20 protein-coding genes and 1 pseudogene are annotated in these 21,416 nt (G+C 60.9%); 10 read left to right on the forward strand and 11 right to left on the reverse strand.

Going from position 1 to position 21,416, the window contains the following annotated elements; genetic code table 11:
- The first annotated feature begins 26 nt into the window (after positions 1-26).
- Positions 27-365: a hypothetical protein gene (locus tag CGZ66_RS01200; protein WP_245330958.1), complete on the forward strand. Its 339-nt coding sequence runs from the start codon at positions 27-29 to the stop codon at positions 363-365.
- Positions 366-582: 217 nt separating this feature from the next.
- Here CGZ66_RS01200 and CGZ66_RS01205 read toward each other — a convergent pair whose 3' ends face one another.
- The 3 genes from CGZ66_RS01205 to CGZ66_RS01215 form a co-directional block, all read right to left on the reverse strand.
- Positions 583-2,004 carry a glutamate-1-semialdehyde 2,1-aminomutase gene (locus CGZ66_RS01205; protein ID WP_095081069.1) on the reverse strand — a complete coding sequence of 474 codons (1,422 nt, stop codon included), beginning with the start codon at positions 2,002-2,004 and terminating at the stop codon, positions 583-585.
- A 383-nt stretch (positions 2,005-2,387) separates the two neighbouring features.
- Positions 2,388-3,146, reverse strand: coding sequence for a LuxR C-terminal-related transcriptional regulator (locus CGZ66_RS01210; protein WP_095080669.1), 759 nt, complete (start codon positions 3,144-3,146; stop codon positions 2,388-2,390).
- A gap of 453 nt (positions 3,147-3,599) precedes the next feature.
- Positions 3,600-3,824: a hypothetical protein gene (locus CGZ66_RS01215; RefSeq protein ID WP_095080680.1), complete on the reverse strand. Its 225-nt coding sequence runs from the start codon at positions 3,822-3,824 to the stop codon at positions 3,600-3,602.
- Between the two features lie 551 nt (positions 3,825-4,375).
- On the opposite strand from CGZ66_RS01215, the gene CGZ66_RS01220 reads away from it, so the two are divergent.
- Complete coding sequence (locus tag CGZ66_RS01220; protein WP_095080685.1) at positions 4,376-5,803, forward strand: hypothetical protein; 1,428 nt, start codon at positions 4,376-4,378, stop codon at positions 5,801-5,803.
- Positions 5,804-5,905: 102 nt separating this feature from the next.
- On the opposite strand, the gene CGZ66_RS01225 is transcribed toward CGZ66_RS01220, so the two are convergent.
- Genes CGZ66_RS01225 through CGZ66_RS01240 form a run of 4 tightly spaced genes read right to left on the reverse strand, consistent with a single transcriptional unit; the run spans position 5,906 to position 8,046 of the window.
- Positions 5,906-6,097: a hypothetical protein gene (locus tag CGZ66_RS01225; protein WP_095080686.1), complete on the reverse strand. Its 192-nt coding sequence runs from the start codon at positions 6,095-6,097 to the stop codon at positions 5,906-5,908.
- Positions 6,098-6,111: 14 nt separating this feature from the next.
- Entirely contained in the window at positions 6,112-7,239 is a 1,128-nt protein-coding gene (locus CGZ66_RS01230) for a WD40 repeat domain-containing protein (RefSeq protein WP_095080687.1), read from the reverse strand.
- Between the two features lie 13 nt (positions 7,240-7,252).
- Positions 7,253-7,576 carry a hypothetical protein gene (locus CGZ66_RS01235; protein ID WP_095080688.1) on the reverse strand — a complete coding sequence of 108 codons (324 nt, stop codon included), beginning with the start codon at positions 7,574-7,576 and terminating at the stop codon, positions 7,253-7,255.
- Positions 7,573-8,046 carry a hypothetical protein gene (locus CGZ66_RS01240; RefSeq protein WP_095081070.1) on the reverse strand — a complete coding sequence of 158 codons (474 nt, stop codon included), beginning with the start codon at positions 8,044-8,046 and terminating at the stop codon, positions 7,573-7,575. Before CGZ66_RS01240 ends, CGZ66_RS01235 begins: the two co-directional genes overlap by 4 nt.
- A 554-nt stretch (positions 8,047-8,600) precedes the next feature.
- Between CGZ66_RS01240 and CGZ66_RS01245 the strand changes: the two genes are divergently transcribed.
- The 8 genes from CGZ66_RS01245 to CGZ66_RS01280 all read left to right on the forward strand — a co-directional run bounded on the left by CGZ66_RS01245 (position 8,601) and on the right by CGZ66_RS01280 (position 17,580).
- The gene (locus CGZ66_RS01245; protein WP_206073645.1) at positions 8,601-10,274 is read left to right on the forward strand and encodes an aromatic/alkene/methane monooxygenase hydroxylase/oxygenase subunit alpha; all 1,674 of its coding nucleotides are present in this window, start codon (positions 8,601-8,603) and stop codon (positions 10,272-10,274) included.
- 54 nt (positions 10,275-10,328) lie between these two features.
- On the forward strand, positions 10,329-11,390 hold the full coding sequence (locus tag CGZ66_RS01250) for an NADH:ubiquinone reductase (Na(+)-transporting) subunit F (RefSeq protein WP_095080695.1): 1,062 nt from the start codon (positions 10,329-10,331) through the stop codon (positions 11,388-11,390).
- Between the two features lie 47 nt (positions 11,391-11,437).
- Positions 11,438-12,496: an aromatic/alkene monooxygenase hydroxylase subunit beta gene (locus CGZ66_RS01255; RefSeq protein ID WP_095080697.1), complete on the forward strand. Its 1,059-nt coding sequence runs from the start codon at positions 11,438-11,440 to the stop codon at positions 12,494-12,496.
- A gap of 16 nt (positions 12,497-12,512) precedes the next feature.
- Positions 12,513-12,884, forward strand: coding sequence for an MmoB/DmpM family protein (locus CGZ66_RS01260; RefSeq protein WP_095080699.1), 372 nt, complete (start codon positions 12,513-12,515; stop codon positions 12,882-12,884).
- 72 nt (positions 12,885-12,956) lie between these two features.
- The gene (locus tag CGZ66_RS01265) at positions 12,957-13,979 is read left to right on the forward strand and encodes an amidohydrolase family protein (RefSeq protein ID WP_095080701.1); all 1,023 of its coding nucleotides are present in this window, start codon (positions 12,957-12,959) and stop codon (positions 13,977-13,979) included.
- 5 nt (positions 13,980-13,984) lie between these two features.
- Positions 13,985-14,782, forward strand: a complete 798-nt coding sequence (locus tag CGZ66_RS01270; protein ID WP_095080703.1) for an iron-sulfur cluster assembly protein — start codon at positions 13,985-13,987, stop codon at positions 14,780-14,782.
- A 77-nt stretch (positions 14,783-14,859) separates the two neighbouring features.
- A complete protein-coding gene (gene groEL / locus CGZ66_RS01275; RefSeq protein WP_095080705.1) occupies positions 14,860-16,491 on the forward strand; it encodes a molecular chaperone GroEL in 1,632 nt (543 codons plus the stop codon).
- 45 nt (positions 16,492-16,536) lie between these two features.
- Complete coding sequence (locus CGZ66_RS01280; protein WP_095080707.1) at positions 16,537-17,580, forward strand: NAD(P)-dependent alcohol dehydrogenase; 1,044 nt, start codon at positions 16,537-16,539, stop codon at positions 17,578-17,580.
- Between the two features lie 109 nt (positions 17,581-17,689).
- Here the strand turns inward: CGZ66_RS01280 and CGZ66_RS01285 are convergent, their stop codons facing one another.
- The 4 genes and pseudogenes from CGZ66_RS01285 to CGZ66_RS01295 all read right to left on the reverse strand — a co-directional run.
- The gene (locus tag CGZ66_RS01285; RefSeq protein WP_095080709.1) at positions 17,690-19,768 is read right to left on the reverse strand and encodes a sigma-54-dependent Fis family transcriptional regulator; all 2,079 of its coding nucleotides are present in this window, start codon (positions 19,766-19,768) and stop codon (positions 17,690-17,692) included.
- 84 nt (positions 19,769-19,852) lie between these two features.
- On the reverse strand, positions 19,853-20,326 hold the full coding sequence (locus CGZ66_RS01290; RefSeq protein ID WP_095080710.1) for a hypothetical protein: 474 nt from the start codon (positions 20,324-20,326) through the stop codon (positions 19,853-19,855).
- A gap of 141 nt (positions 20,327-20,467) precedes the next feature.
- Positions 20,468-20,746 carry an AgrD family cyclic lactone autoinducer peptide gene (locus tag CGZ66_RS41615; protein WP_425352249.1) on the reverse strand — a complete coding sequence of 93 codons (279 nt, stop codon included), beginning with the start codon at positions 20,744-20,746 and terminating at the stop codon, positions 20,468-20,470.
- A pseudogene (locus CGZ66_RS01295) lies at positions 20,679-21,341 on the reverse strand (class I SAM-dependent methyltransferase); the annotation flags it as partial. The gene CGZ66_RS41615 and the pseudogene CGZ66_RS01295, both read right to left, overlap by 68 nt.
- Between the last annotated feature and the right edge of the window lie 75 nt (positions 21,342-21,416).

Genomic DNA, 21,416 nt, shown 5'->3' on the forward strand with positions numbered 1-21,416 from the left:
TACAACAGAAGCTGGCCATCGGTCCTATGGCTTACCTTCTGTCTTTTTCTGCCTTCCATTTTGAAATTGAAGGGATTTTTATCAAAATGGGCAATGCAATCATTGCGCCGGGATACTCTTTCAGCGAAGCTCGCATCGGAACGGTCGAGGGCGGAGAATCCGGGGTTCTGGTGTGGAAATCCGACCAACTGGTCGCCGTCCTTACCCAGATCGACGAGGAAGCCTACTGCACGAAAGGCAAGTGGTTCCTAGAGACAGGCTTCGGCCTGCTGAGCGGGCTGCACAAGAACTTCGATACGATCGAGGAAGCCGTTAAATGGGTGGGGGTATACACCTTCCCCGAGCCTGTTCCTGCAGTAGATTGATCGGCGGATTCCGCGGCAGCAAGGCGCCTGTGCAAGCCAGCGATGGCTTCGGCCCGTGTCCTGTGCCGACCTCGCCTGAAGGGCCCCGACAGCCCGCACCTTGCTGCTTCCGCAGCCGAAGTGAGATCCTGTCCCATCCCCTCATGCGGAAACAATGCGGGATTGCCGCATAAGGGTCCTTAGTCCAAGAGAACGAGAAAGCAACGCCTTCGTGGCGTCAAGATGTTACCGCGAGCCGGGCTTCAGATTGCCCCATGGTCGCATTGTTCGCGGCTGGAGTGCTCTCTGGAGTCGTCATTTCATCTCGGCTGTCACCATTGTTATAACGGCGGAAGACAACCTGCGTGGGGCGGCCTACCAAGAAACGGCTCGTTCCCGATTCCAGGGCCTGCGCATAGACCGCCAGGGCGCCGTCGACGGCCTCTATCGTCTTCATGACGGCCGCGTCGTCGTGGGTGTAGCTGACGACGAGAGACGGCATGAGCACGCCACGCCTGATCGTCTCCTGCAGGAACAGCGAGCGGTATGCCTGTGACGGCTTGCCGTTAGGGTCGAGCGTGGCATAGGCCAGGCAGCAGGGACGGCCGACAACCTTGAAGTGGCCATCCACCCCATGCCGTCTGGCGGCCTCTGCGATCCCGGCCCTCAGTTTCGTCCCCTGACGGTGCAGGTGTTCGATCACGGACTCGTTCTGGTAAGTCCGCATGGTCGCGATCGCCGCCGCAAGCGCATGGGTCTCGGCGCCATGCGTGGTCGACAGCAGAAACACCCTTGGGCGGTCCGTATGCTCGAGGCCGCCGAGCCGCATGTATTCGCGTTTGCCGGCCAGGGCCGAGACCGAAAACCCATTGCCAAGCGCCTTGCCGAATGTCGACAAGTCCGGTTCTATGCCATAGAGCTTCTGTGCCCCGGACGCATGCCATCTGAACCCAGTGATCATCTCGTCGAGAATGAGCAGTGCGCCCTTTTCCCTGCAGAGACGCTGGACTTCATGCAGGAATCCGTCCACCGGATCGTCGCCGCGGGAAGGCTCGAGGATCAGGGCGGCCAGCTTGCCGGGGTGCCTGTCGAACAAATCCCTTACGCTGGCAATGTCGTTGTACCGGAAAGTGACTGTGAGCTTTCGGACCGCCTCCGGAATTCCGGCATTCATCGGTGTGGTCCCGATGAACCAATCGTCTGTCGAAAAGAAGGGATGGTCGGCGCAGCAGGCAACGAGATCGCGACCCGTGTAGGCGCGGGCAAGGCGAACGGCTCCCGAAGTCGCATCCGATCCGTCCTTGCAGAACTTCACCATCTGCGCGCCGATGAGCTCCAGGAACGTCTCGGCGCAGTCGACCTCGATCCTGGCCGGCCGCGTGAAATTGGATCCACCTTGGAGGGCTGTCTCCACGGCTCTGACCACGGTCGGGTAGGCGTGTCCCAGCCCGACGGAACGGTTGCCCATGCCGTATTCGATGTACTCGTTCCCGTCGACGTCCCAGACATGGCATCCCAAACCACGCTCGATGAAGCCCGGCGCGAGGACGGGATACTGATCTTCGCCTTTTGCGTAGGTGTGGCTACCGCCCGGGATCAGTTCACGACCGCGTTCCTGCAGGCGGACGGATTTGCGAAAACGAAGGCTTTGCTCAGACATGCCGACCACTCCATTCCGGCAGCAAGTCTACATGCTGGGCTCAGGATTTCGCGTTCTCCATAAGGTCAGCGGTTAGCACTTATGGTGGATACACAACGCGGGCACCGACTGATACCGAGCAAATGGAACAGTTTTTCAGGGTGCTACGGAACCAGATCATCGCTAGGGATCCAGGCGTTTCGGAGCACTCCGCAAATGTCCACCTGCGGCACACTGTCGGGAGTTAGGGGCAACGATCCGCGTTGGAGCGCGACCGATCACACGGCTCCCGACGCCATTCAAGGCTACGGAAATCCATCGGCCGTCATTGAATGAATCTGTAGTGCGGTACAAATACGACCCGCCAAGGTTCACCCAAGGCGGGTCGTCTTATTAGTTTGCAATCACTCTTCGGCCAGAGCTCCCTCTGCGAAGAGATCATTGACCTTGTAGGCCACTTCCGTGCGGTTGCTGGCCTTCAATTTCTTCATGATGTTTCGGATGTGGACCTTCACGGTGCTTTCGCGCAGGTTCAGCTCGTAGGCGATGATCTTGTTCGCCTTGCCGCGCCGAAGCGCCTGGGCGACCTCTGCCTGCCTCAGCGTGAACATGCCCGTCAAAGGCTGCGTGTCGCGGCTACCTGTACCTATAAGGTGCCGCATGGAAAGGACACTGCTCGCCGGGACGAAGATGCCTCCCGCTGCCGCAAGGTTGATCGCCTCGACACAGACGTCGATCCCGACCGAGGTCGGAATGTAGCCGCGTGCGCCGCATTCGAGAGCCGTCAGTATCTGTCCAAGGTCTTCGGTGTCAGCCAGGATGACCACGGGGACCGACTTGAACTCGGACGAAATATGCCTGATCTCGTCGGCGATGCCATGATCGGTGACCTTCCGGCCGCCAAGGTTGAAGAGGATAGCTGCAAGTGGAGGGGCTGCCCCCTTCTTCATGCGCCATTCTTCGATCGAGCCCATGGCGACGACCGCCATGCCGAGTTCGTGATCCTCGAGGGCCGATGCAAGACACTCGCGGTCTAGTGCCCTTCCGTCCAGCATGAGAAGGTATTGCTTGCCTACCTGCTCGTGGACATTTTCTATTCCGCCAGACGGAACACCCGATTGATTTGTCGAAGTGTAGTTATGCAGTCCTACTGTGGAACCCATACTTATACCCACCCTTTCCCCAACGAAAGCCGCTTAGCGGCGCCCAACAAAGCCCCTCATCTCTTGAATTGAAAGTTTGATACCCAACCCATTTTAAAGCTTCAGGCCGTTACCCCAACCTGGAGCCTTGAGCAGTTCTTGGCTGCCGACATGTACAGCAGCTTGGGCAGTCTATGGGCTATCCATAAGCAGTCTCTAACTTAGGTTAATTTTCGGTAAAATTTTTAAGTCTGTGTATGAAACGTACACAGTGGGTCCCGAGCGCTGCGAGACCTTGGATGGGACGGCCCGGCCATTCCCAGTGCGCAACTCCGCGCGGCGAACCCGCCGTCAAGCCAGGTCCCAAGAGGTTGATTTGGAACGGCAGGCAGAATCCGCCTGCGGGCAGGCTGACATGGGAGAAATGAAGTCCTTCACTATATAGCTTCACAGACCCCAAGACGAGGCCTGGTCTCAGGCGTTTCCCTGGGGATTGGCCTCGCTGAGCCACTTCACATCCAGAACCGTCCCGTCAACGTGGATCACGGTTTCGAAGGCCTCTATAAGCCTTTTGGCGGCTTTGCTGGCAATGTGGGACTCGGGATAATTTGCCTCCACTACCCGCGCCCGCTCGTAAACTTCCTTGAGTTTCGTGACCTGCTTGGGACCGAATACGCTCTGTACAACCTGAGTGGTCATACCGCTTCTCCTCCTGGTGCTGGAACTCAAACAACCCGCCCTTTGCCCAGCGCTCCCACAATTTCATCATTAACACAGGATTTTGCAACTGAAAGCAAAAACAAGCCTGCAACCGTACTGTAAGATTACTATTTTCTTTGGTCGAGGCGTTCTTTAGTAGGCGTTCGCGGACCGAGGGTTAGCCGTTTGCAGGAGGCGTAGGCCGGACTGCCATCGCGAAACAAAGAAGCCCACCGACCTGCTGGTCACCCCTCGCTCGAAAACGAAAAGGCACTCTTTTCATATCCTCCGATCTGCCGCCGTGAATTTTACAACGCAGCAGCCGTGACCGGGACATTCAGCTATTCAACCTTTAAGCGTACGCCGGGCGGACGATCACGCTTCTGCACCCACCGCGGGGAGGAGCACCTGCACGTCCTGCGGATGCGGATGTCAGGCTACGTCCTTTGGCTCTCTTGCCCGCGATATCCATCTGCCGAAAGATGGGCGGTCGGACGGCTTCCTGCGTCCGCAGAGTCTAGGGCCAAACCAAGCGGGAGGCTCGATCAACAATGCAGGTCTCTTTGGTCGGGCTGCTGGTGTGCGCGGCGATTTTGGCCGTTGCCCGCTATTCCAGGGGAATGCTGATCATCGGGCTGATCGCGTCCCAGGCGTTCGGTGCGACCGCCATCGTGACGCTTACCTTTCTAGGAGGGTCGTCCCCACTGATCTACACCATGTTTGCGGCCCTGCTCGTCATGGCCGTCACAGTCAGGCGTCGCATCTGGTTCGATCTTGGAAGTGTGTTCGGGAGCATCCGCCCGGTCTGGGTTCTCACAAGCCTCATGGCTTACGCAATCATCGGGGCATGGCTGTTTCCAAGATTCTTCGCGGGACAGACCGCCGTCTTCGTGCAGTCGAAAACCCGAGGCGCTGTCGTAGAAGCGTCCTTGGCCCCGGTTTCGGCCAACACCTCACAGACGGGCTACTTCATTCTTGGCGGGCTCACCGCCATCGCGCTTTGTGTGCTGCTGCTCCACTCCCAAAGGATCGACCAAGTCCGCCGCGGCTTCTTCTTGTGGTGCGGTCTGCACACGGGCATGGGGCTGGTCGATTTTATCGGCAAGAATGCAGGATTGGGAGACTTGCTGGCCCCGATCAGAACCGCCAATTACGCACTCATAACGGAAGCGGTCGAGCAAGGATTCGTACGGATCACGGGACCTTTTGCGGAGGCCTCTTCGTTCGCCAGCGTTTCCCTCGCCTGCCTGGCATTCTGCTACACCTACTGGCGAAAGACCAAGTCACGCCTTGCCCAGTGGCTGGCGGGCATCCTGCTCTTCCTGACCATTCTGTCGACTTCATCGACCGCTTACGTCGGTCTTACTCTCCTGTGCCTTCCGGTCGCCTTCTCGATGTTGGTTTCAGTCCTCAGGGGGCGGGTTGAACGCGAGGACATAATGGTAACCGCTCTGATGGCGATTGGCGTGGTCGCCATCATGGGCATCAGCCTCTACCATGCCGGAGCCTTGGAGCCTTTCGTCAGGCTGATCAACAGCACCATCATCAACAAAGCGGATTCTGCCTCAGGCCATGAGCGCACCTATTGGAACATGAAGAGCCTGCAGTCCTTCCTGGACACCAGCGGCCTTGGTGTCGGTTTCGGCAGTTCCAGGGCATCGAGCTGGCCGATCGCAGTCCTTTCCCAACTTGGCCTGTTCGGATCGCTGATGATGGCGATCCTGCTCGGCGTCCTGGTCGGCGGATTGGGACGGATGCGGGAATGGGTGGACCCGGAAACCGAAGCGGTCGTGACGAGCGTCAGGAATGCTTCCCTCGCCGGCATAATTGCCAGCTCACTGTCGGGTGGCAGCGCCGATCCGGGCATCCTCTTCTTCATCGCACTTGCCGTGGTTTGCGCCACGAAGGTCCATGCTCGACGTACGTTGACTGCGTTTGAGCGAACCGCCTGGCATCAGACAGCGGCAGAGGCAGCATGAACGGTCTCGCCGTCTGGCACGCTGCAATCATGACGTAGCAACGGCGGCGGCTCCGCTCCACGGGATCGCCTCGTCGGCTGAGGAACGGACGGTCCCGCCAGCCTAGTTGGTCTTCAGCTTGCCGACCCGGTTTTCGGCGATCCAGCGGGCGGCCAACACCAACGCGCCCATACTGAAATCCTTGCCATGCCTGGCGACCATCTCTTCCGACAGCTTGGCCAGCCGTTCGAAAAATTCGTCCTTGCTCTCGTCCTCTGCGGTGAGTTCGGCCTGCATGTCATCCTCCTGTTTCATGTGGACTGTGTCCGCTATTTGAACATCTGCGCGGGAAAGGTGACGATCGCGGCGGTGCCGTCGACGGTGCCCATCGCCAGGTGTCGCCCGTCGCCGGACCAGGCGAGAGCGGTGACAGCGCTGCCCAGGGGCCTGACGAGAAGCTCGTCGCGTGACCCGATCTGGGCGACGATGATACGGCCGTTGGCGTAACCCGCGGCAATCAGCTTCTTCTCGGGGTGCGCCGCCACCGCTTCGACCAGAACCAGCCCGGCGCGACCCGTCTCCAATGCGCCCGAGGTTTCGCCGCCAAATGGTGGGGCGGTCATCGACCAGCCGGCGATCCGGAACGCGCCCGAGGCAAACAGCGCATTTGCCGGCGCGCTCCAGCACACCGTCCGAACGGGCGATGGAAATCCCGCGACGATATCGGCTCGGCCATCGGCCAGGCTGATCAGCGCAAAGCCGCCGGTCTCCAGCCCGCAGGCCAACCAACGCCCGTCGCCGCTCCAGCGGATCGATACCGGGCGCGATGAAAGAGAAACGTCTCGCATCAAGGCAGCGTCGCCTTCGACCGACCAGATCGACAGCCCCTCATCGAGGCCGCACGCGAGGCGTCTCCCGCCAGGTGAGAACGCAAGGGCGTCGATTGACGATGTCGTGACACGATTCAGCTTCACCGCATCGCCTTGGCCACTCGACAGGAAGACATCTTTTCCATTGCTGACGGCTGTCAGCGTCGCCCGGGCGCTGTAATCCATGGCCAAGATCGGCCCATCAACCTTGACGAAGGGGTCCGCGACTTCACAACCGGCGGTCAGATGCAACGCTTCGCCGCTGGCCGCGCCGACCAGAAAGCTTGAATGCGCATGGGCGCAGAGCGGCACGTCGCCATCTCCGAATGCCGCCGTGGCGATCAATGGCACTGGTGGCTTTTCCCTGGGGCGGATCGTCGTCTGGCCGAGATCGTTGCTCACCCTGATCCGCGACTCCGGCGGCTCGTGATCCGCGACCGCGGCGATGGCGACGGTTCCGTCGACGGAGGTAAAGGCGACAGCCGAACCGTCGGCACTGAAGCACAGATCGGCGATCGCCGACGGCCGCTGCCAGCTGCGGGCCAGAAGGTCGAACAAGGTCAGGTTCTGCATCGTCTGCTGGTTCATGCCATCTCTCCCGTCAGTTCTCGTTCGCTGTTGCGGCAAGCCGGCGATCAACGTCCTCGATGTCGCCTTCGGCCGCGACGATGCGGTCCTCGCAAGCCGTGCATGCCTGCATGATCGCCGCAGCACTTCGCTCTGCCTCATGCAAATCCTGCACCAGTTGCGCGTTGGCGCCGCTTCTGCCGATTTCCAGCTCCAGGCGCAGTACGTCCATTTCGATGCCGGCGCGTTTCTGATTGAGCCGCATCGCTTCGGCGGTGAGGGCGGAGACGCCGGCGACGAGATCAAGCCGGCGGGCAAGCAGCGCGTCACGCCTGGCAATATCGGGTCCGCCGGTCATTTCTCGCTCCCCAAAGGCCCGGGTGGCTTTTCGAAAGCCGACAGCAATTTCGGCAACGTGCCGGCCTGCGAATGGAACTGTTTTTCGGCCGTCTCGATGTGACTCTTGAGCTGGTCCCAGATATCGACGCGGATCATCGATGTCGTGTCGCCGGTCAGCCGCTCGATCTCGTCGACGCGGAACTGGCGTGTCAGCGAAACGCCGGAAAACACGAAGTCGCGCAGCAGGATCGCATGGTTTTCGATGAACAGATGGATCATCGGATGCGTCTCCGTGGTGACGCCGCCGGCGGCAAGCTCGGCCCGGATGAAGTCTTGGAAATGGCTTTGCAGGCGGTGCTGGCTCTCGCCCATGAAGCGCATGACAAAGACCAGATCGCGGGGCATCAGCTTGACAAGATCGCCGGTGACGCCGTCGGCATGGCTGGACATCGGTCGAGGCGGCCCGCTCCTGTCCTTATCGTTCGGCATGGTCTCTCTCCAGCGCCAGGCCCGCACATGGGCCGTTGGCATCAAATAGTAGAGAAGGACGAAGAATTAAATAGTGACCTGAGCTTTTTGGTATTTGTTGCAGCTGCTAACTAGATATATTGCAGTTGCGAATATATGATTAATATTACAGTCGTAAGTTACATCTGTAAAATAACGTTACAGTTTGCTGTCCGCTCATACGCCGAAAAGATGGCGATCTTGTTTTAGGCGCTGGCCGCCGACCTCGTTTTCAAACTGGCACGACGCTTGCTTTGATTATTTTCACAAGAAGCCCATCGCGCTTGGCGCGGTGCCAAAAGAACGAAGGAACGGAGGAAGCAGCGTTTCGATACGCCCATCGCAAATGCGGTTGGCGTCGCGGGTCTCTGCCAAAACGCCTCGAAACCTTTGCCGCGATCCACTTGAATGGCCGGACCATGAGTCGCGCCTGAATGCGCAACCCTTTGCCATGCCGTTCGCACTCTCACTGGCGGTGCTTTGTGCCGCTTCATGCCGGGGTCAAGGGACCCACGGCCCAAACCTGGTGGAGGCTTATGACCATGACGTCTCTGACGCTCAACAAGATTACCTCGCAACGCGGAATTTCCGTCGGCGAGGCGACCAAGAAGATTGCCGATCTCGGCTGGAATCCTTCCTACGTGCAGGAAGCGATGACATTTCCGACCGACTACAAGATCAACAAGACGCCGCGCGATCCGATGAAGCAGGTCCTGCGGTCCTACTTCCCGATGCAGGAAGAGAAGGACAACCGCGTCTATGGCGCGCTCGATGCGGCATTGCGCGGCGACATGTTCCGCAACGTCGAACCGCGCTGGGTCGAGTGGATGAAGCTCTTCCTGGCCATCATTCCGTTCCCGGAAATCTCCGCCGCCCGCTCGATGGCGATGGTCGCCCGTATCGCACCCGGCGAGGAACTCCGAACCGGCTTCACCATGCAGATGATCGACGAGTTCCGTCACTCGACGATCCAGATGAACCTGAAGAAATGGTACATGGAGAACTACATCGATCCGGCCGGCTTCGACATCACCGAAGAAGCTTTCGGAAAGTGCTACGCCACCACCATCGGCCGCCAGTTCGCCGAAGGCTTCATCACCGGCGACACGATGACCGCCGCCTGCATGTACCTGACCGTGGTGGCCGAAACCGCCTTCACCAACACGCTGTTCGTTGCCATGCCTTCGGAAGCCGCCCGCAACGGTGACTATGCGCTGCCGACCGTCTTCCTGTCGGTGCAATCGGACGAGAGCCGGCATATCGGCAACGGCCATTCGCTGCTGATGGCGGCGCTCAAGGAACCGGAAAACCACCTGCTGCTCGAGCGCGACCTGCGCTACGCCTTTTGGCAGAACCACGCGATCGTCGATGCCGCCATCGGCACCTTCATCGAATACGGCACCACCAACCGCGACAAGAACAAGGAGTCTTACGCGGAAATGTGGCACCGCTGGATCTATGAGGACTACTACCGCACCTACATGCTGCCGCTCGAGAAATACGGCATCAAGGTCCATCACGACGACGTCCAGGCGGCCTGGGAACGCATCACCAAGAAGAACTATGTCCACAAGGTCGGGCAGTTCTTCGCGGTCGGCTGGCCGGTCAATTTCTGGCGCATCGAAGCCCAGACCGACAAGGACTTCGAGTGGTTCGAGCACAAATATCCGGGCTGGTACGCCGAGTTCGGCGACTTCTGGAAATGGTACGCCAAGCTCAGCCACAAGGGCGAGAAGGTGCTGCTGTTCAACAGCGACGTCGGCTACGTCTATCCGCACCGCTGCTGGTCCTGCCTGGTTCCCTGCCTGATCCGCGAGGACATGGTGGTCGGCGAGATCAATGGCGAACTCTACACCTTCGCCCACGAACTCGATCGCTGGACCGCCACGGTCGCCTTCGCCGACGAGTATGAGGGCCGTCCGACGCCTGCGATGGGCCGCTTCAGCGGCAAGCGCGAGTGGGAGACGCTCTATGACGGCTGGGATCTGGCCGATGCCATCAAGGACCTGAACTTCGTCCGCTCCGACGGCAAGACGTTGGTTCCGCAGCCGCATCTGCGTTTCGACGACAAGGAGATGTGGACGCTCGACGATGTGCGCGGCAACACGCTCGGATCGCCGCTCAACGCGCTGCGTGCCATGTCGCCCGCTGACCGTGAGAAGCACCTGGCGGAATACCGGGCCGGCTTCACGATCAATCCCTGCAACTGATCAGGCCAAAGGGGGGCGGGTTCGTCCCGCCCCTACCTTTCACTGGAGGTCCGTATGTCGGAAACCCACACGGTCAGGCTCAGCCCAGTCGACGTCGAATTCGAGGTCGAGAATGGCGAAACGGTGCTCAACGCCGCATTCCGCCAGGGCATCGCCCTGCCGCACGGCTGCAAGGAAGGGCAATGCTCGGCCTGCAAAAGCGTGTTGCTCGAAGGCGAGGTCGACATGCTGAAATACTCGACCTTCGCACTGAACGACATGGAGAAGGAGAGCGGGCACGTCCTGTTGTGCCGCTGCATCGCCTACTCCGACCTGGAAGTCGAGCTTCTCAACTACGACGAGGAGATTCTGGCGAAAGCGATCGCCGTGAAAACGTACAAGGGCCGGATTGCTCGCATCGAGCAGCTGACCCACGACATTCGCGGCATCGAAATCGAACTCGGCTCCCCGATGAAGTTTTGGGCGGGGCAATATGTCGACATCACGGTTACCACGCAAAAAGGGGAGACGATTACGCGCTCGTTCTCCATGGCAAATACGCCGGACCAAACCCAAAAACTCTCCTTCATCATCAAAAAATACCCTGAGGGAAAGTTTTCGGGAGAACTCGATTCCGGAGGCATCAGGGCCGGAGCCGAAGTCACCGTCGTCGGACCCTACGGAACCTGTTTCCGCCGCGACGAACGGCAAGGACCCCTGATCCTGGTCGGCGCAGGATCGGGCATGTCGCCGATCTGGTCGATCCTCAACGACCACCTGAAGAGCGGCGAGAAACGTCCGGTCTATTTCTTCTACGGCGCCCGCACCCGCAACGACCTGTTCTATCTCGACAGGATCGCCGAGCTGGTCGGCAATCATTCCGACGTCACCTTCATTCCCGTGCTTTCGCACGCGAACGACGACGCCGAATGGCAGGGCGAACGCGGCTTCGTGCACCAGAGCGTCGACGCCAAGCTCAAGCAACTGGCGGTCGACGGGCAGGGCGATGTCCATGCCTGTGGCCCGCCGCCGATGATCGATGCGCTGCAGCCGGTCCTGTTCATGAACGGGTTCGAAACGGAGCGGATCTTCTTCGACAAGTTCACCACATCGGCAGGTGCAACGCCGGCCCATTGAGGGCGGCCGTGCCAAGCCAACCACAACTGCAACAAGGGAGAGAGACTATGCCTGCAACCTCGAGTTCAGTCGGATCCGGAGCCGCCGGCGCGGCGATCTTCGCCGATTCAGATAGCCGGAAATACCGGTATTTCGACCCGAAAGGCCAGCGCGCCACCCACTACGAGGACATGACGGTCGACGTTCAGCCCGATCCGGAGCGCTACCTGATCCAGGACTGGATCATCTCCTTCGCCGACGGCAAGGGCGCCTATGTCAAGCAGAACACTGCCGCGCAGAGTTCCAACTGGCATGCCTTCCGCGCCCCCGACCAGGAATGGGAGCGCACGCATTATCAGCGTCAGTCGAAGATCGAGACGATGGTGCAGAGCGTCATCAACAATGCCCGCAAATCGGGCGCCCCGAAGACCTTCGACAAGGCCTGGGTCAAGATCCTGCAGACGCAACTCGGCGCCTGGAAGCACGCCGAATTCGGGCTCGGCACCTCGCTGATGCAGGCGCAGCGCTACGGCTACACCCAGATGATCAACAACGCGACGCTGACCAACTCGTCCTACAAGCTCAGGCTTGCCCAGGACATCACGCTCTACCTTGCCGAGATCGGCATGGACCTTCCCGGCTGGGACGACGAACTCGGCAAGAAGGCCTGGCTCGAGGACAAGAACTGGCAAGGCACGCGCGAAGCGGTCGAGACCATCATGGGCGCGACCGACTATCTCGAACAGTATTTCGCCATCAACATCGTCTTCGAGCCGCTGGTGGGCGAAGTGTTCCGCTCCGGCTTCCTGATGCAGATCGCCGCCGCCAACCACGACTTCATCACGCCGGCGGTGATTTCGGCGGCCGAGGCCGACTACGAGCGCAACCTCGCCAACACAATCGACCTCATCCACATGCTCGCCAACGACGAGAAGCATGGCGCGGCGAACAAGAAACTCTTCCAGGGCTGGGTCAAGAAACACGGCGCGCTCGCCGACAAGGCAGCCACCGGCCTGCAGCCGATCTGGTCGATGCCGCATTCCAAGCCGGTTGCGTTCGCGGATGTCCGCGCCAAATCCGAGGAGCGGATTGGCCAGATCCTCGGCGAACTCGGCCTCAAGCGCTGAAACAGGAGAACTTGTCATGTCACTAGCAGCACGCGACGCAACCCATTCCAACATCTTCAAGTCGATGAAGGACATTACCTTCGAGCAGACGATTTCGCATCAGTGCGGCGTCACCATGAACGACTCGGTCGAGGCTCGCGCCATCGCCGAATTCATGGGCCAGAAGCCGGGGGTAACCATCACCTACCAACCGGCGCTGATCCGCATCGACGGCGACGGCAAGCTGATCTTCAAGATGGACGCGATCGGCGAATATCTCGGCCGCGAGATTTCGGCCGAGACCTTCGAGGTCAACACCTCCACCCACTACGGCCGCATGGTTCGCGTCGACGACAACACCGTGATCCTGTTCGGCAACATGGACGAGATGTTCGAATACATCGAATAGCCGCCACGAAAATCCGGCGCGCCGCCGGAGCGGCGCGCCGAACCGATCAACGCGATTGCTGCGGAGGCAACAATGTACAGGACACCGGAAGGCAAGGACATTTTCGTGGTCGACGGCCACACTCATTTCTGGGACGGCAGCCCGGAGAACCAGAAGAATATCCACGGCAAGCAGTTCATCGAGTGTTTCTATGCCTATCACACAGGCTTGAGCCCGAAGGACCAGCTGTGGGAGAAGAGCAAGTTCGAGAAGTACAGCGCCGACGATCTCTATCGCGACCTGTTCATCGACGGTCCCGACGATGTGGCGATCGTCCAGTCGACCTATCTCAAGGACTTCTACAAGAACGGCTTCAACACGATCGAGCGCAACGCCGAGGTGGCCAAGCGCTATCCCGAGCGTTTCATCGTCAACGGCGCCTTCGATCCGCGCGACGGCGAGAAGGCGCTTGAGTACATCCACTTCCTCAAGGAGACCTACGACGTCAAGGGCGTGAAGATGTACACGGCCGAATGGAACGGCGCGTCCAAGGGCTGGAAGCTCACCGATCCCGATGCCTACAAATGCTTCGAACTCTGCGACAAGCTCGGCATCAGGAACATCCACGTCCACAAGGGCCCGACGATCATCCCGCTCTCGAAGGACGCCTTCGACGTCCATGACGTCGACCATGCGGCGACGGATTTCCAGAACCTCAACTGGATTGTCGAGCACTGCGGCCTGCCGCGCCTCGACGATTTCTGCTGGATCGCGACGCAGGAGACCAACGTCTATGGCGGCTTGGCGGTTGCGTTGCCGTTCATCCATGCGCGCCCGCGCTATTTCGGCGAGGTCATTGCCGAGCTCTTGTTCTGGCTCGGGCCAGAGAAGATCCTGTTCGGTTCCGACTACGCGATCTGGACGCCGCGCTGGCTGGTCGACAAATTCTGGGCCTATCAGATCCCGCAGGACATCGCCGCCGAACGGGGTGTGCAGCTGACCGACGAGATCAAGGAGAAGATCCTCGGCCTCAACGCCGCGCGTCTTTACAACATCGACGTCGAAGCCAAGAAGAAGGCGCTGGCCAGCACGCCCTTCAGCATCGCTGCGGAGTAGGGGCCATGGCAACCGCCAGCGTTTCCGGCAGCCGCGAGAAGGAACTCTGGCGGCGCCTTGATGAGGTCAACGACCCGGAACTCGACGAAGCCATCACCGAGATGGGCTTCGTCGAGCGGGCAGAGGTGATGGGCGACGGCAGCGCCGAGGTCGACTTCCGCCTGCCGACCTACTGGTGTTCGCCCAACTTCGCGTTCCTGATGCTGGACGGCGTCCGCAAGGCGCTCGACCAGCTCTCCTGGGCGCCTTCCTATCGCGTCAAGCTGCACGACCACATGTTCGCGGAGGAGGTCAATCGCGGCATGGAAGCCGGCAAGACATTCGGCGACATCTTTGCCGTGCTTGCCGAGGACCAGGATCTCGGCGCCTTGCGCGAGACCTTCAGGATGAAGGCCTTCAAGCGACGCCAGGAGGCGGTTTTGCGCGGCCTGCGGCTGCACGGCCTGACTGATCTGGAAATCCTCGGCATGGACCTGCCGGCATACGACGTCGCGCGGTTCGAGCCGGGCGAGGCGATCAAGCAGAAGCCGAGATACAGGGCGGCCCTGCTCGAGCGGTTTCCCGATCGCCGGGCGGACGATCCCGTCTTCGTGACCTGGGAAGGGCAGCCCATACCGCCTGGCGCACTCGGTGCTCATCTCGCCGAGCTGCGCGGTGTGCGCATCAACATGGAGTTCAACGGCGCGCTGTGCCGGGGGCTCAAGCAGACGAGATACAAGGAACTGGATGTGGTCGACGGCGAACCGACGCTGGTCGATTTCATTCTGGATCGCGTGCCGGCCAGGACCGCACCGACCGCCTGAAGCAGAGCTGACAGCAACGGCCTCCCTCGCACGAGGCCCCTAACCAACAACCCGCCCGTAAGGCGGAAGGAGGAATCATGCCCAAGATAATGCTTCACAATTCCGAGGCCCGCCGTGCTCTCGCCCGTGGCGTCTTTCGGCTCGCCGCCGCCGTCGAGCCGACGCTCGGCCCCAAAGGCATGAACGCCATGATCGACCGGCCGATCGGCACGCCGATGGTGACCCGCGACGGTGTCAGCATCGCCTCCGAGATCGAACTGCACGACCGTTTCGAAAACATGGGTGCGCAGGTCGTCCGCGAAGTGTCGATGCAGACCAACGAGATCGCCGGCGATGGCACCACGACGGCCATCGTGCTCGCCAACGCGCTCATCCAGGGCGGTGTCGAGGCGAATGAGCGCGGCGTGAAATCCGTCGATTTGTGCAAGGGCATCGACCTTGCCGTGGCGTCGGTGGTGGCGGCGCTCAAGGCTTCCGCCAAGCCGGCAAAGGGCAACGGCATCCTGGCCTCGGTCGCCAACATCGCGGCGACCAACACCAAGCTTGGCGCGCTGGTGGCGGAAGCCCATCAGCGGGTGGGCGCCGAAGGCGTCATCACCACTGATTTCAGCGTTACCACCGAGACCACGCTTGATGTCGTCGAGGGCATGTCCTTCGAACGCGGCTACCTCTCGCATCACATGGTGACCGACCAGGAGAAGATGGAGGCCGTGCTCGAACGGCCCTACATCCTGATGACCGACCTCAAGATCAAGGAGCCCGGGCAGCTCGATGCGGTGCGCCGCATTGCCGACGCGGATGGCCGGCCGCTGCTGGTCGTGTCCGAGGAAATGTCGCCGGAAGTGGTGGTGACGCTGCTCGGCAAGCAGGGACCGGGACGGTACCTGGTCGTCCATCCGCCGGAATACGGCCATTGGCGCAAGGCGATGATGGAGGATCTGGCCATTATCACCGGCGGCAAGGTGATCGCACGCGATCTCGGCGGCCGGCTCGAGGACGTCACCGCCGAGGATCTCGGGACGGCCGACCGGGTGAAGACCAGTTCGTCCTACACCTCGATCATTCGCGGCGGCGGCGACCCCGGCGCAATCGCTTCGCGCCGTGCCCAGGTGCAGCGTCAGTATGAAGCCTCGCAGCCCAACATCGACCAGGACAAGCTGCGCGAACGCCTGGCCAAGCTCTCCGGCGGCACCGCGATCCTCTACGCCGGCGGTGTCACGCCGGTCGAGCAGAAGCGGACCATCCAGCTGATCGAGGATTCCTTGAATGCGGTGCGCGCCGCGTCCGAGGAGGGGGTGGTCGCCGGCGGTGGTTCGGCACTCGCGCAGATCGCGCCGCTGCTCGACAAGGTCGCGGCCGGCGTCGATGGCGATGTCGCCGAGGGCGTGCGCCTGGTGCGCTCGGTCCTGTCGCGGCCGCTGTGGCGCATCGCCGCCAATGCCGGCGCCGATCCCGAAGCGGTGGTGGTCGAGGTCACCCGCATCAATGGCGGCTATGGCTACAACGCCTCGACCGGCGCGTATCAGAATATGTTCGAGGCAGGCATCATCGATCCGGTCCGCGTCACCTACACCGCGCTCGCCAACGCTGCTTCCGTGGCGACGCTGATCCTGACCACCGAAACGCTGATTGGCGATCTCGCCGAGGATGAGGATCCGACGGCCGGTCCGGCGCGTGGCGGCGGCTCGGAAAAACTCGGCCGCGCCTGAAGCAACATTGCAACGCAACGATTTCGACGTTGAAAGGACACGACGATGAAAGCTGCCAGACTCTACGAATACGACCCGAAGATGAATGTTCGGCTCAAGATCGAGGAGGTCAAGGCGCCGACGATCACCGCGCCCGACGAGGTGATCGTGCGGGTCGGCGCCGCGGGCCTCTGCCGCACCGATTTGCACATCATCGAAGGGGTGTGGAAGCCAACGATGGACCCTGAAGGCACGCTGTTGCCCTATATCATGGGTCACGAAAATGCCGGCTGGGTCGAGGAGGTCGGCAGCGGCGTCCGATCGGTCAAGCGCGGCGATGCGGTGATCTGCCACCCCTTCCGTTCCTGCGGCATCTGCCTCAACTGCCGCCATGGCGAGGACATGTATTGCGACAACGGCCAGTTCCCCGGCCTTGGCATGAATGGCGGTTTCGCCGAATATTTCATTACCAGCGAACGCTCGCTGATCAAGCTGAATGCCAACATCACGCCGATCGAGGTGGCGCCGCTGGCCGATGCCGGTATCACCGCCTACCGCGCCGCCAAGCGCGCCGCCAAGCTCCTGCGGCCGGGGAGTTACTGCGTGCTCCTCGGCATTGGCGGGCTTGGCCATATCGCTCTGCAATCGCTGCACGCGATTTCGGGTTGCCGCATCATCGCCGTCGATCGCGAACCTGCAGCGCGGGTGCTGGCCAAGGACCTTGGCGCCGACTTCGTCCTCGATGGCGGCCCAAACATTGTCGAGGAAGTCAGCCAGATCACCGGCGGCGGCGCGCATGTGGTGATCGATTTCGTCGGTGAACTCGGTGTCGAGAACATCTGCTGGAAGATGGTGCGCAAAGGCGGGCAACTGTTCGTCGTCGGCTATGGCGGCAACATCAACGTACCGACCGCGCATCTCGTCATCGAGGAGATCAACATCGGCGGCAGCCTGGTCGGCAATTTCACCGAGCTTGTCGAACTGATGGAGCTCAACGCCGACGGCAAGGTGAAGATGCACTACACCGAATACAATCTCGCCAGCATCAACACCGCGCTCGACGATTTCAAGAACCGCCGGTTCACCGGCCGTGGTGTCATCGTTCCCTGAAGGCGATTTCGGTCGCCGAACTTTCCCCGACCCGCGGCGCGAATGCCGCGGGTTTTTTGCCGATGATTGGATCTAGTGCATGTCGCCCAGAAGTGACCCGCGACGCGCTTTAGAGGAAACCGCGCCGGATGCCGTATTGGCCGAGTTTGCGATAAAGCGTCGGCCGCGAAATGCCGAGCCTCAGCGCGACCTTGCTGAGATTGCCGCCCTCCGCGACAAGCGCATTCTTGATCGCCTGGCGTTCTCCATCCTCGAATGTACACACGGGTGCTTCAAGCATGGTCGTGGGATGGTCGCTGTGCATGGCCATTGCGTTGCGGTTGCCCGCACTGATTTCTTCGGGAAGGTCCCGGAGTCCGATCATGCCGTCGCGCGCCAGTATGTGCAGGCGCTCGACCAGGTTCTTCAATTCGCGCACATTTCCAGGCCAGCGATAGGCCAGCAGCGCGTCGAGTGCCTCGTTTGAGAACTCCAGGGGATCAGTGCCCGCCAGTTTTGCGATCTGACGATTGAAGTGCTCGACCAGCAAGAGCACGTCGTCGCCGCGCTCACGCAGGGCCGGCACATGAATCGAGACCGCGCCGATGCGGTAATAGAGATCGCTGCGGAAGCGTCCGGCCGCGACTTCCTGCTTGAGATCGCGATTGGTCGAGGCGACCAGTCGCACGTCCACCGGCCGGCCCCTCGAATCGCCGATGCGGTGAACCACGCGCTCCTCCAGGACACGCAACAGGAACGGCTGGATTTCGAGCGGCAACTCGCCGATTTCGTCAAGGCTGAGCACACCGCCATTGGCGAGTTCGAAGATGCCCGGCTTGCCGTCCCGCGAAGCTCCGGTAAAGGCTCCGCCCACGTGACCGAACAATTCGCTGCCGAACAGCTCCTTGGTGATTGCGCCACAGTTCATGGCGATGAACGGGTCGTTTTCGGTGCGCCGGCTGCCGGCATGGACAAGCCGCGCAAACAGCTCTTTGCCGACACCGGTTTCGCCTTCTATCAGCAGCGAGGTGACACCGTTCGATCCGGCCACCCGGGAAGCGACATCGACGGCGGCCAGCAATTTTTCGCTTTCGCCGATGATCATCGCCGCGGCTGCACGCAGGTGTTTGTCCCCCTCCCGACGCATCACCGTCATGCTCGAGACGGCCGGTACGGAGGGAAACACCAGAGCCGCGCCACGAAGGTCGCCATCCAGCTTCAGCGGCGTGACATGGCAGGATCGCAGGTGCGCCGGCAGCGCGTTGGCAAGATCGGTCTCCGAGCCGGAGGCCGGCAGGTTCATGAGCCAACGTCCGCGGCCCGGCTCCATCGGGCCGTCCATCATCTCCGTCGCGTCGCCGTTGGGCACGTTGTTGCAGAAGATCGCGCGGCCACGATGATCGACGATCACCAACCCGTCTTTCCGGCGGTAGCTGGGTGCCGAGGAAATAAAGGCTTCGAGCAGGCGTGTGCGCTGCTCCTGCTGCTGTTCGGCGAGAGCCTTTTCGATTTGCCTGGCGGTGGCGGCGACGAGCGCCGTGTTATGCGGCCGGAAGATCGGCGAATAGCCCGACAGGTCGACAACGCCGATGATCTTGCCATCCAGGGGATCGCGGATCGGCGCGCCGGCGCAGGTCCAGGATTTGATGCCGGCACAGAAATGTTCGGCCGCGTGAACAAAAATCGGTTCCCCGGTCCACAGCGCGGTCCCAATGCCGTTGGTTCCGACGGCATCTTCGTTCCATTTGCCGCCGACGGCCAGATGGATGTCCATGCCGTCATGCAGTGTCTTCTTGTCGCCGATGGCGTCGATCAGCACGCCATCGCTGTCGGCAAGCACCAGCATCGCTCCCGTTCCGTCCAGCAACTGGCCAAGCGACGCGAATGACCGCCGCGCCGCCGAGAGCAGTTCGGCATTGGCGCGGGTCAGATATTCGATCTCGTTCCGATCGCTGTTCAGCGGCGCTTCGATGCCCTGCGCATTGATGCCGCCGGTGGCGCTGCGGTACCAGGAATCGTGGATCAGCGAGCGGACGTGGACCGGATCGCGGGCGCATGTCGGCTCGTCGGAGAGAAAACTCTCCCAGGCGCGCATGGTGGCGCGCTCGTCATAGTCGATGTTGTCCAGGATCAATTGTCCGGTGGCCATTGAAGCGCGCGCCGGAAGAGCATCGGTCTTCATCTGATCGGGGCCGTTCGCGTGTCTCATTCAGCCATCACAGTACCTTTGAGGTATGCCATTTCTGTATGCTGTCGCGGATTGGACGTGCAGGGGACGCCCGAACGCCGGTCGTCAGTCGATGCCGAGTTTGGCACCGATGTCGGCGGCAAGCTGGTCTTCGGAATAGGTCGTGGTCACCCTGGATCCATCCAGATCGGCAAGGGCCTGCGCGATGGTTTCGTCGACCGGCGAGAAAAAGCCGTTCTGCTTCGTTGCCAGGACGAAGATCTGGTCTCCGTCCCGGTTGCGGATGTCGCCGATATGATGAAGCTGGCGACCGGTGTTCTGATCCTTGGAGATCACGCGGCCGTTCATGGTGACACGGATGGACGGGCTCGCTTCGGAGGCGGTTGCCGCACTGCCGCCGACATGGATGATCAGGCCTTCAGCCTTGGGTTGCTGGCGTGGCTGCCTGGAAGCCGAATAGCCGCCGCCGCTGATCTGGTCGGCAAGGCGAACGATGGTCGAGCGGTTCTGCTCGATCAGCCTTTTGACCTGGACGTCCTCGCGCCGCGGGCCATCCCGCTTGGAGATGATCTCAACCATGAATCCTCCCAGATTCGCTCGGGCTTGGCCGGGGGTACGGCTCACTTCTTGTTCTTTTGAGGTGAGCCTACACCGCCTCGGTGAGGTTCGCCATCGATAACATATAGCACCAGAGTTCCGGGCGCTGGTAGCAGGTGGCTGCTACACATTTGGAAGCGGACGACAAACGATAGATGACTTCAGGGTCGCCTGTGGGAGGTCCGTGCGGCCGCACTGATCGATGTTGGCTGCCGATCCCTCAGGTGGGTACGAGCCCGTAGGCAAGGCCCATCTTCGTCCTTGCCATGGTGGTTGATGAAGCGTCCACCAGGAGGCGTTTGCCCCAGCTTTCGTCCCGATCGATTTGAAAGCCGACGTCGCGCAACATGGCAAACAGGCATTCCCTGTTGGGGACCCAGAAATTGGTGATGTCGCCGGCAAGTGTCCCTGCTTCGTAGTACTGCGCGACCGCGACGCCGGGCATCAGCTCCGGTTCGAACTGCGTTTCAACAAGCAGGCGGCTCCGACAAAGCTGCGCAACGATGTTCAGCGCGCGCATCATGTCGGGCAGATGGTAAAGAACACCCAGAAACAGCACGATATCGAACTCACCAATATCGGAGCCGGGGATGTCGTACAGGTTCATCTGCCTGTAATCGAATTCCAAACCGGTAAGTTGCTCCATGGCTTCGAATCCATGGCCATTCTTGGCCCGATAATCGACCACCGTTACCTGTGCTCCGCGGCGAGCCATGTTCATCGAAAAAAAGCCGTCCGACGGGCCTATGTCCAACACCTGCAGGCCGGTCATATCTTTAGGCAATCGCAGTTTTTCGAGTAGGAACTGGGGATCGTAGGAGCCCGGCGTGACCACGCCGGGGTACACTTCAAATTTGTGGTGCCAATGCGGCACCTTTGAAACGATCGCCCGGGCTCTGTCTTGGTCACCGGAGGTCACTGGTGCTCTGGAGTGCATCTCTCTAATCTCCAATCCAAGTCCTGCTTCTATCAGGAGACAAAAATTTGCCCCGAACATCACATGCCGGTTATGTGCGCCAGGCGGCGACTATGCATGCGGGGTCCATCGTTGCCAACAGTTCAACTGATGTCC

Source organism: Mesorhizobium sophorae (assembly GCF_002270415.1).
In the GTDB taxonomy this organism is placed as follows: domain Bacteria; phylum Pseudomonadota; class Alphaproteobacteria; order Rhizobiales; family Rhizobiaceae; genus Mesorhizobium; species Mesorhizobium sophorae.

Bases quoted from the DNA above. Each gene is read 5' to 3' on its own strand.
- CGZ66_RS01255 (WP_095080697.1), top strand. From the start codon at position 11,438: ATGCCTGCAACCTCGAGTTCAGTCGGATCCGGAGCCGCCGGCGCGGCG.
- CGZ66_RS01215 (WP_095080680.1), bottom strand. From the start codon at position 3,824: ATGACCACTCAGGTTGTACAGAGCGTATTCGGTCCCAAGCAGGTCACG.
- CGZ66_RS01205 (WP_095081069.1), bottom strand. From the start codon at position 2,004: ATGTCTGAGCAAAGCCTTCGTTTTCGCAAATCCGTCCGCCTGCAGGAA.
- CGZ66_RS01240 (WP_095081070.1), bottom strand. From the start codon at position 8,046: ATGCCGAACGATAAGGACAGGAGCGGGCCGCCTCGACCGATGTCCAGC.
- CGZ66_RS01200 (WP_245330958.1), top strand. From the start codon at position 27: ATGGCTTACCTTCTGTCTTTTTCTGCCTTCCATTTTGAAATTGAAGGG.
- CGZ66_RS01235 (WP_095080688.1), bottom strand. From the start codon at position 7,576: ATGACCGGCGGACCCGATATTGCCAGGCGTGACGCGCTGCTTGCCCGC.
- CGZ66_RS01230 (WP_095080687.1), bottom strand. From the start codon at position 7,239: ATGAACCAGCAGACGATGCAGAACCTGACCTTGTTCGACCTTCTGGCC.
- CGZ66_RS01225 (WP_095080686.1), bottom strand. From the start codon at position 6,097: ATGAAACAGGAGGATGACATGCAGGCCGAACTCACCGCAGAGGACGAG.
- CGZ66_RS01220 (WP_095080685.1), top strand. From the start codon at position 4,376: ATGCAGGTCTCTTTGGTCGGGCTGCTGGTGTGCGCGGCGATTTTGGCC.
- CGZ66_RS01245 (WP_206073645.1), top strand. From the start codon at position 8,601: ATGACCATGACGTCTCTGACGCTCAACAAGATTACCTCGCAACGCGGA.
- CGZ66_RS01270 (WP_095080703.1), top strand. From the start codon at position 13,985: ATGGCAACCGCCAGCGTTTCCGGCAGCCGCGAGAAGGAACTCTGGCGG.
- CGZ66_RS01210 (WP_095080669.1), bottom strand. From the start codon at position 3,146: ATGGGTTCCACAGTAGGACTGCATAACTACACTTCGACAAATCAATCG.
- CGZ66_RS01265 (WP_095080701.1), top strand. From the start codon at position 12,957: ATGTACAGGACACCGGAAGGCAAGGACATTTTCGTGGTCGACGGCCAC.
- groEL (WP_095080705.1), top strand. From the start codon at position 14,860: ATGCCCAAGATAATGCTTCACAATTCCGAGGCCCGCCGTGCTCTCGCC.
- CGZ66_RS01260 (WP_095080699.1), top strand. From the start codon at position 12,513: ATGTCACTAGCAGCACGCGACGCAACCCATTCCAACATCTTCAAGTCG.
- CGZ66_RS01290 (WP_095080710.1), bottom strand. From the start codon at position 20,326: ATGGTTGAGATCATCTCCAAGCGGGATGGCCCGCGGCGCGAGGACGTC.
- CGZ66_RS01280 (WP_095080707.1), top strand. From the start codon at position 16,537: ATGAAAGCTGCCAGACTCTACGAATACGACCCGAAGATGAATGTTCGG.
- CGZ66_RS01250 (WP_095080695.1), top strand. From the start codon at position 10,329: ATGTCGGAAACCCACACGGTCAGGCTCAGCCCAGTCGACGTCGAATTC.
- CGZ66_RS01285 (WP_095080709.1), bottom strand. From the start codon at position 19,768: ATGAGACACGCGAACGGCCCCGATCAGATGAAGACCGATGCTCTTCCG.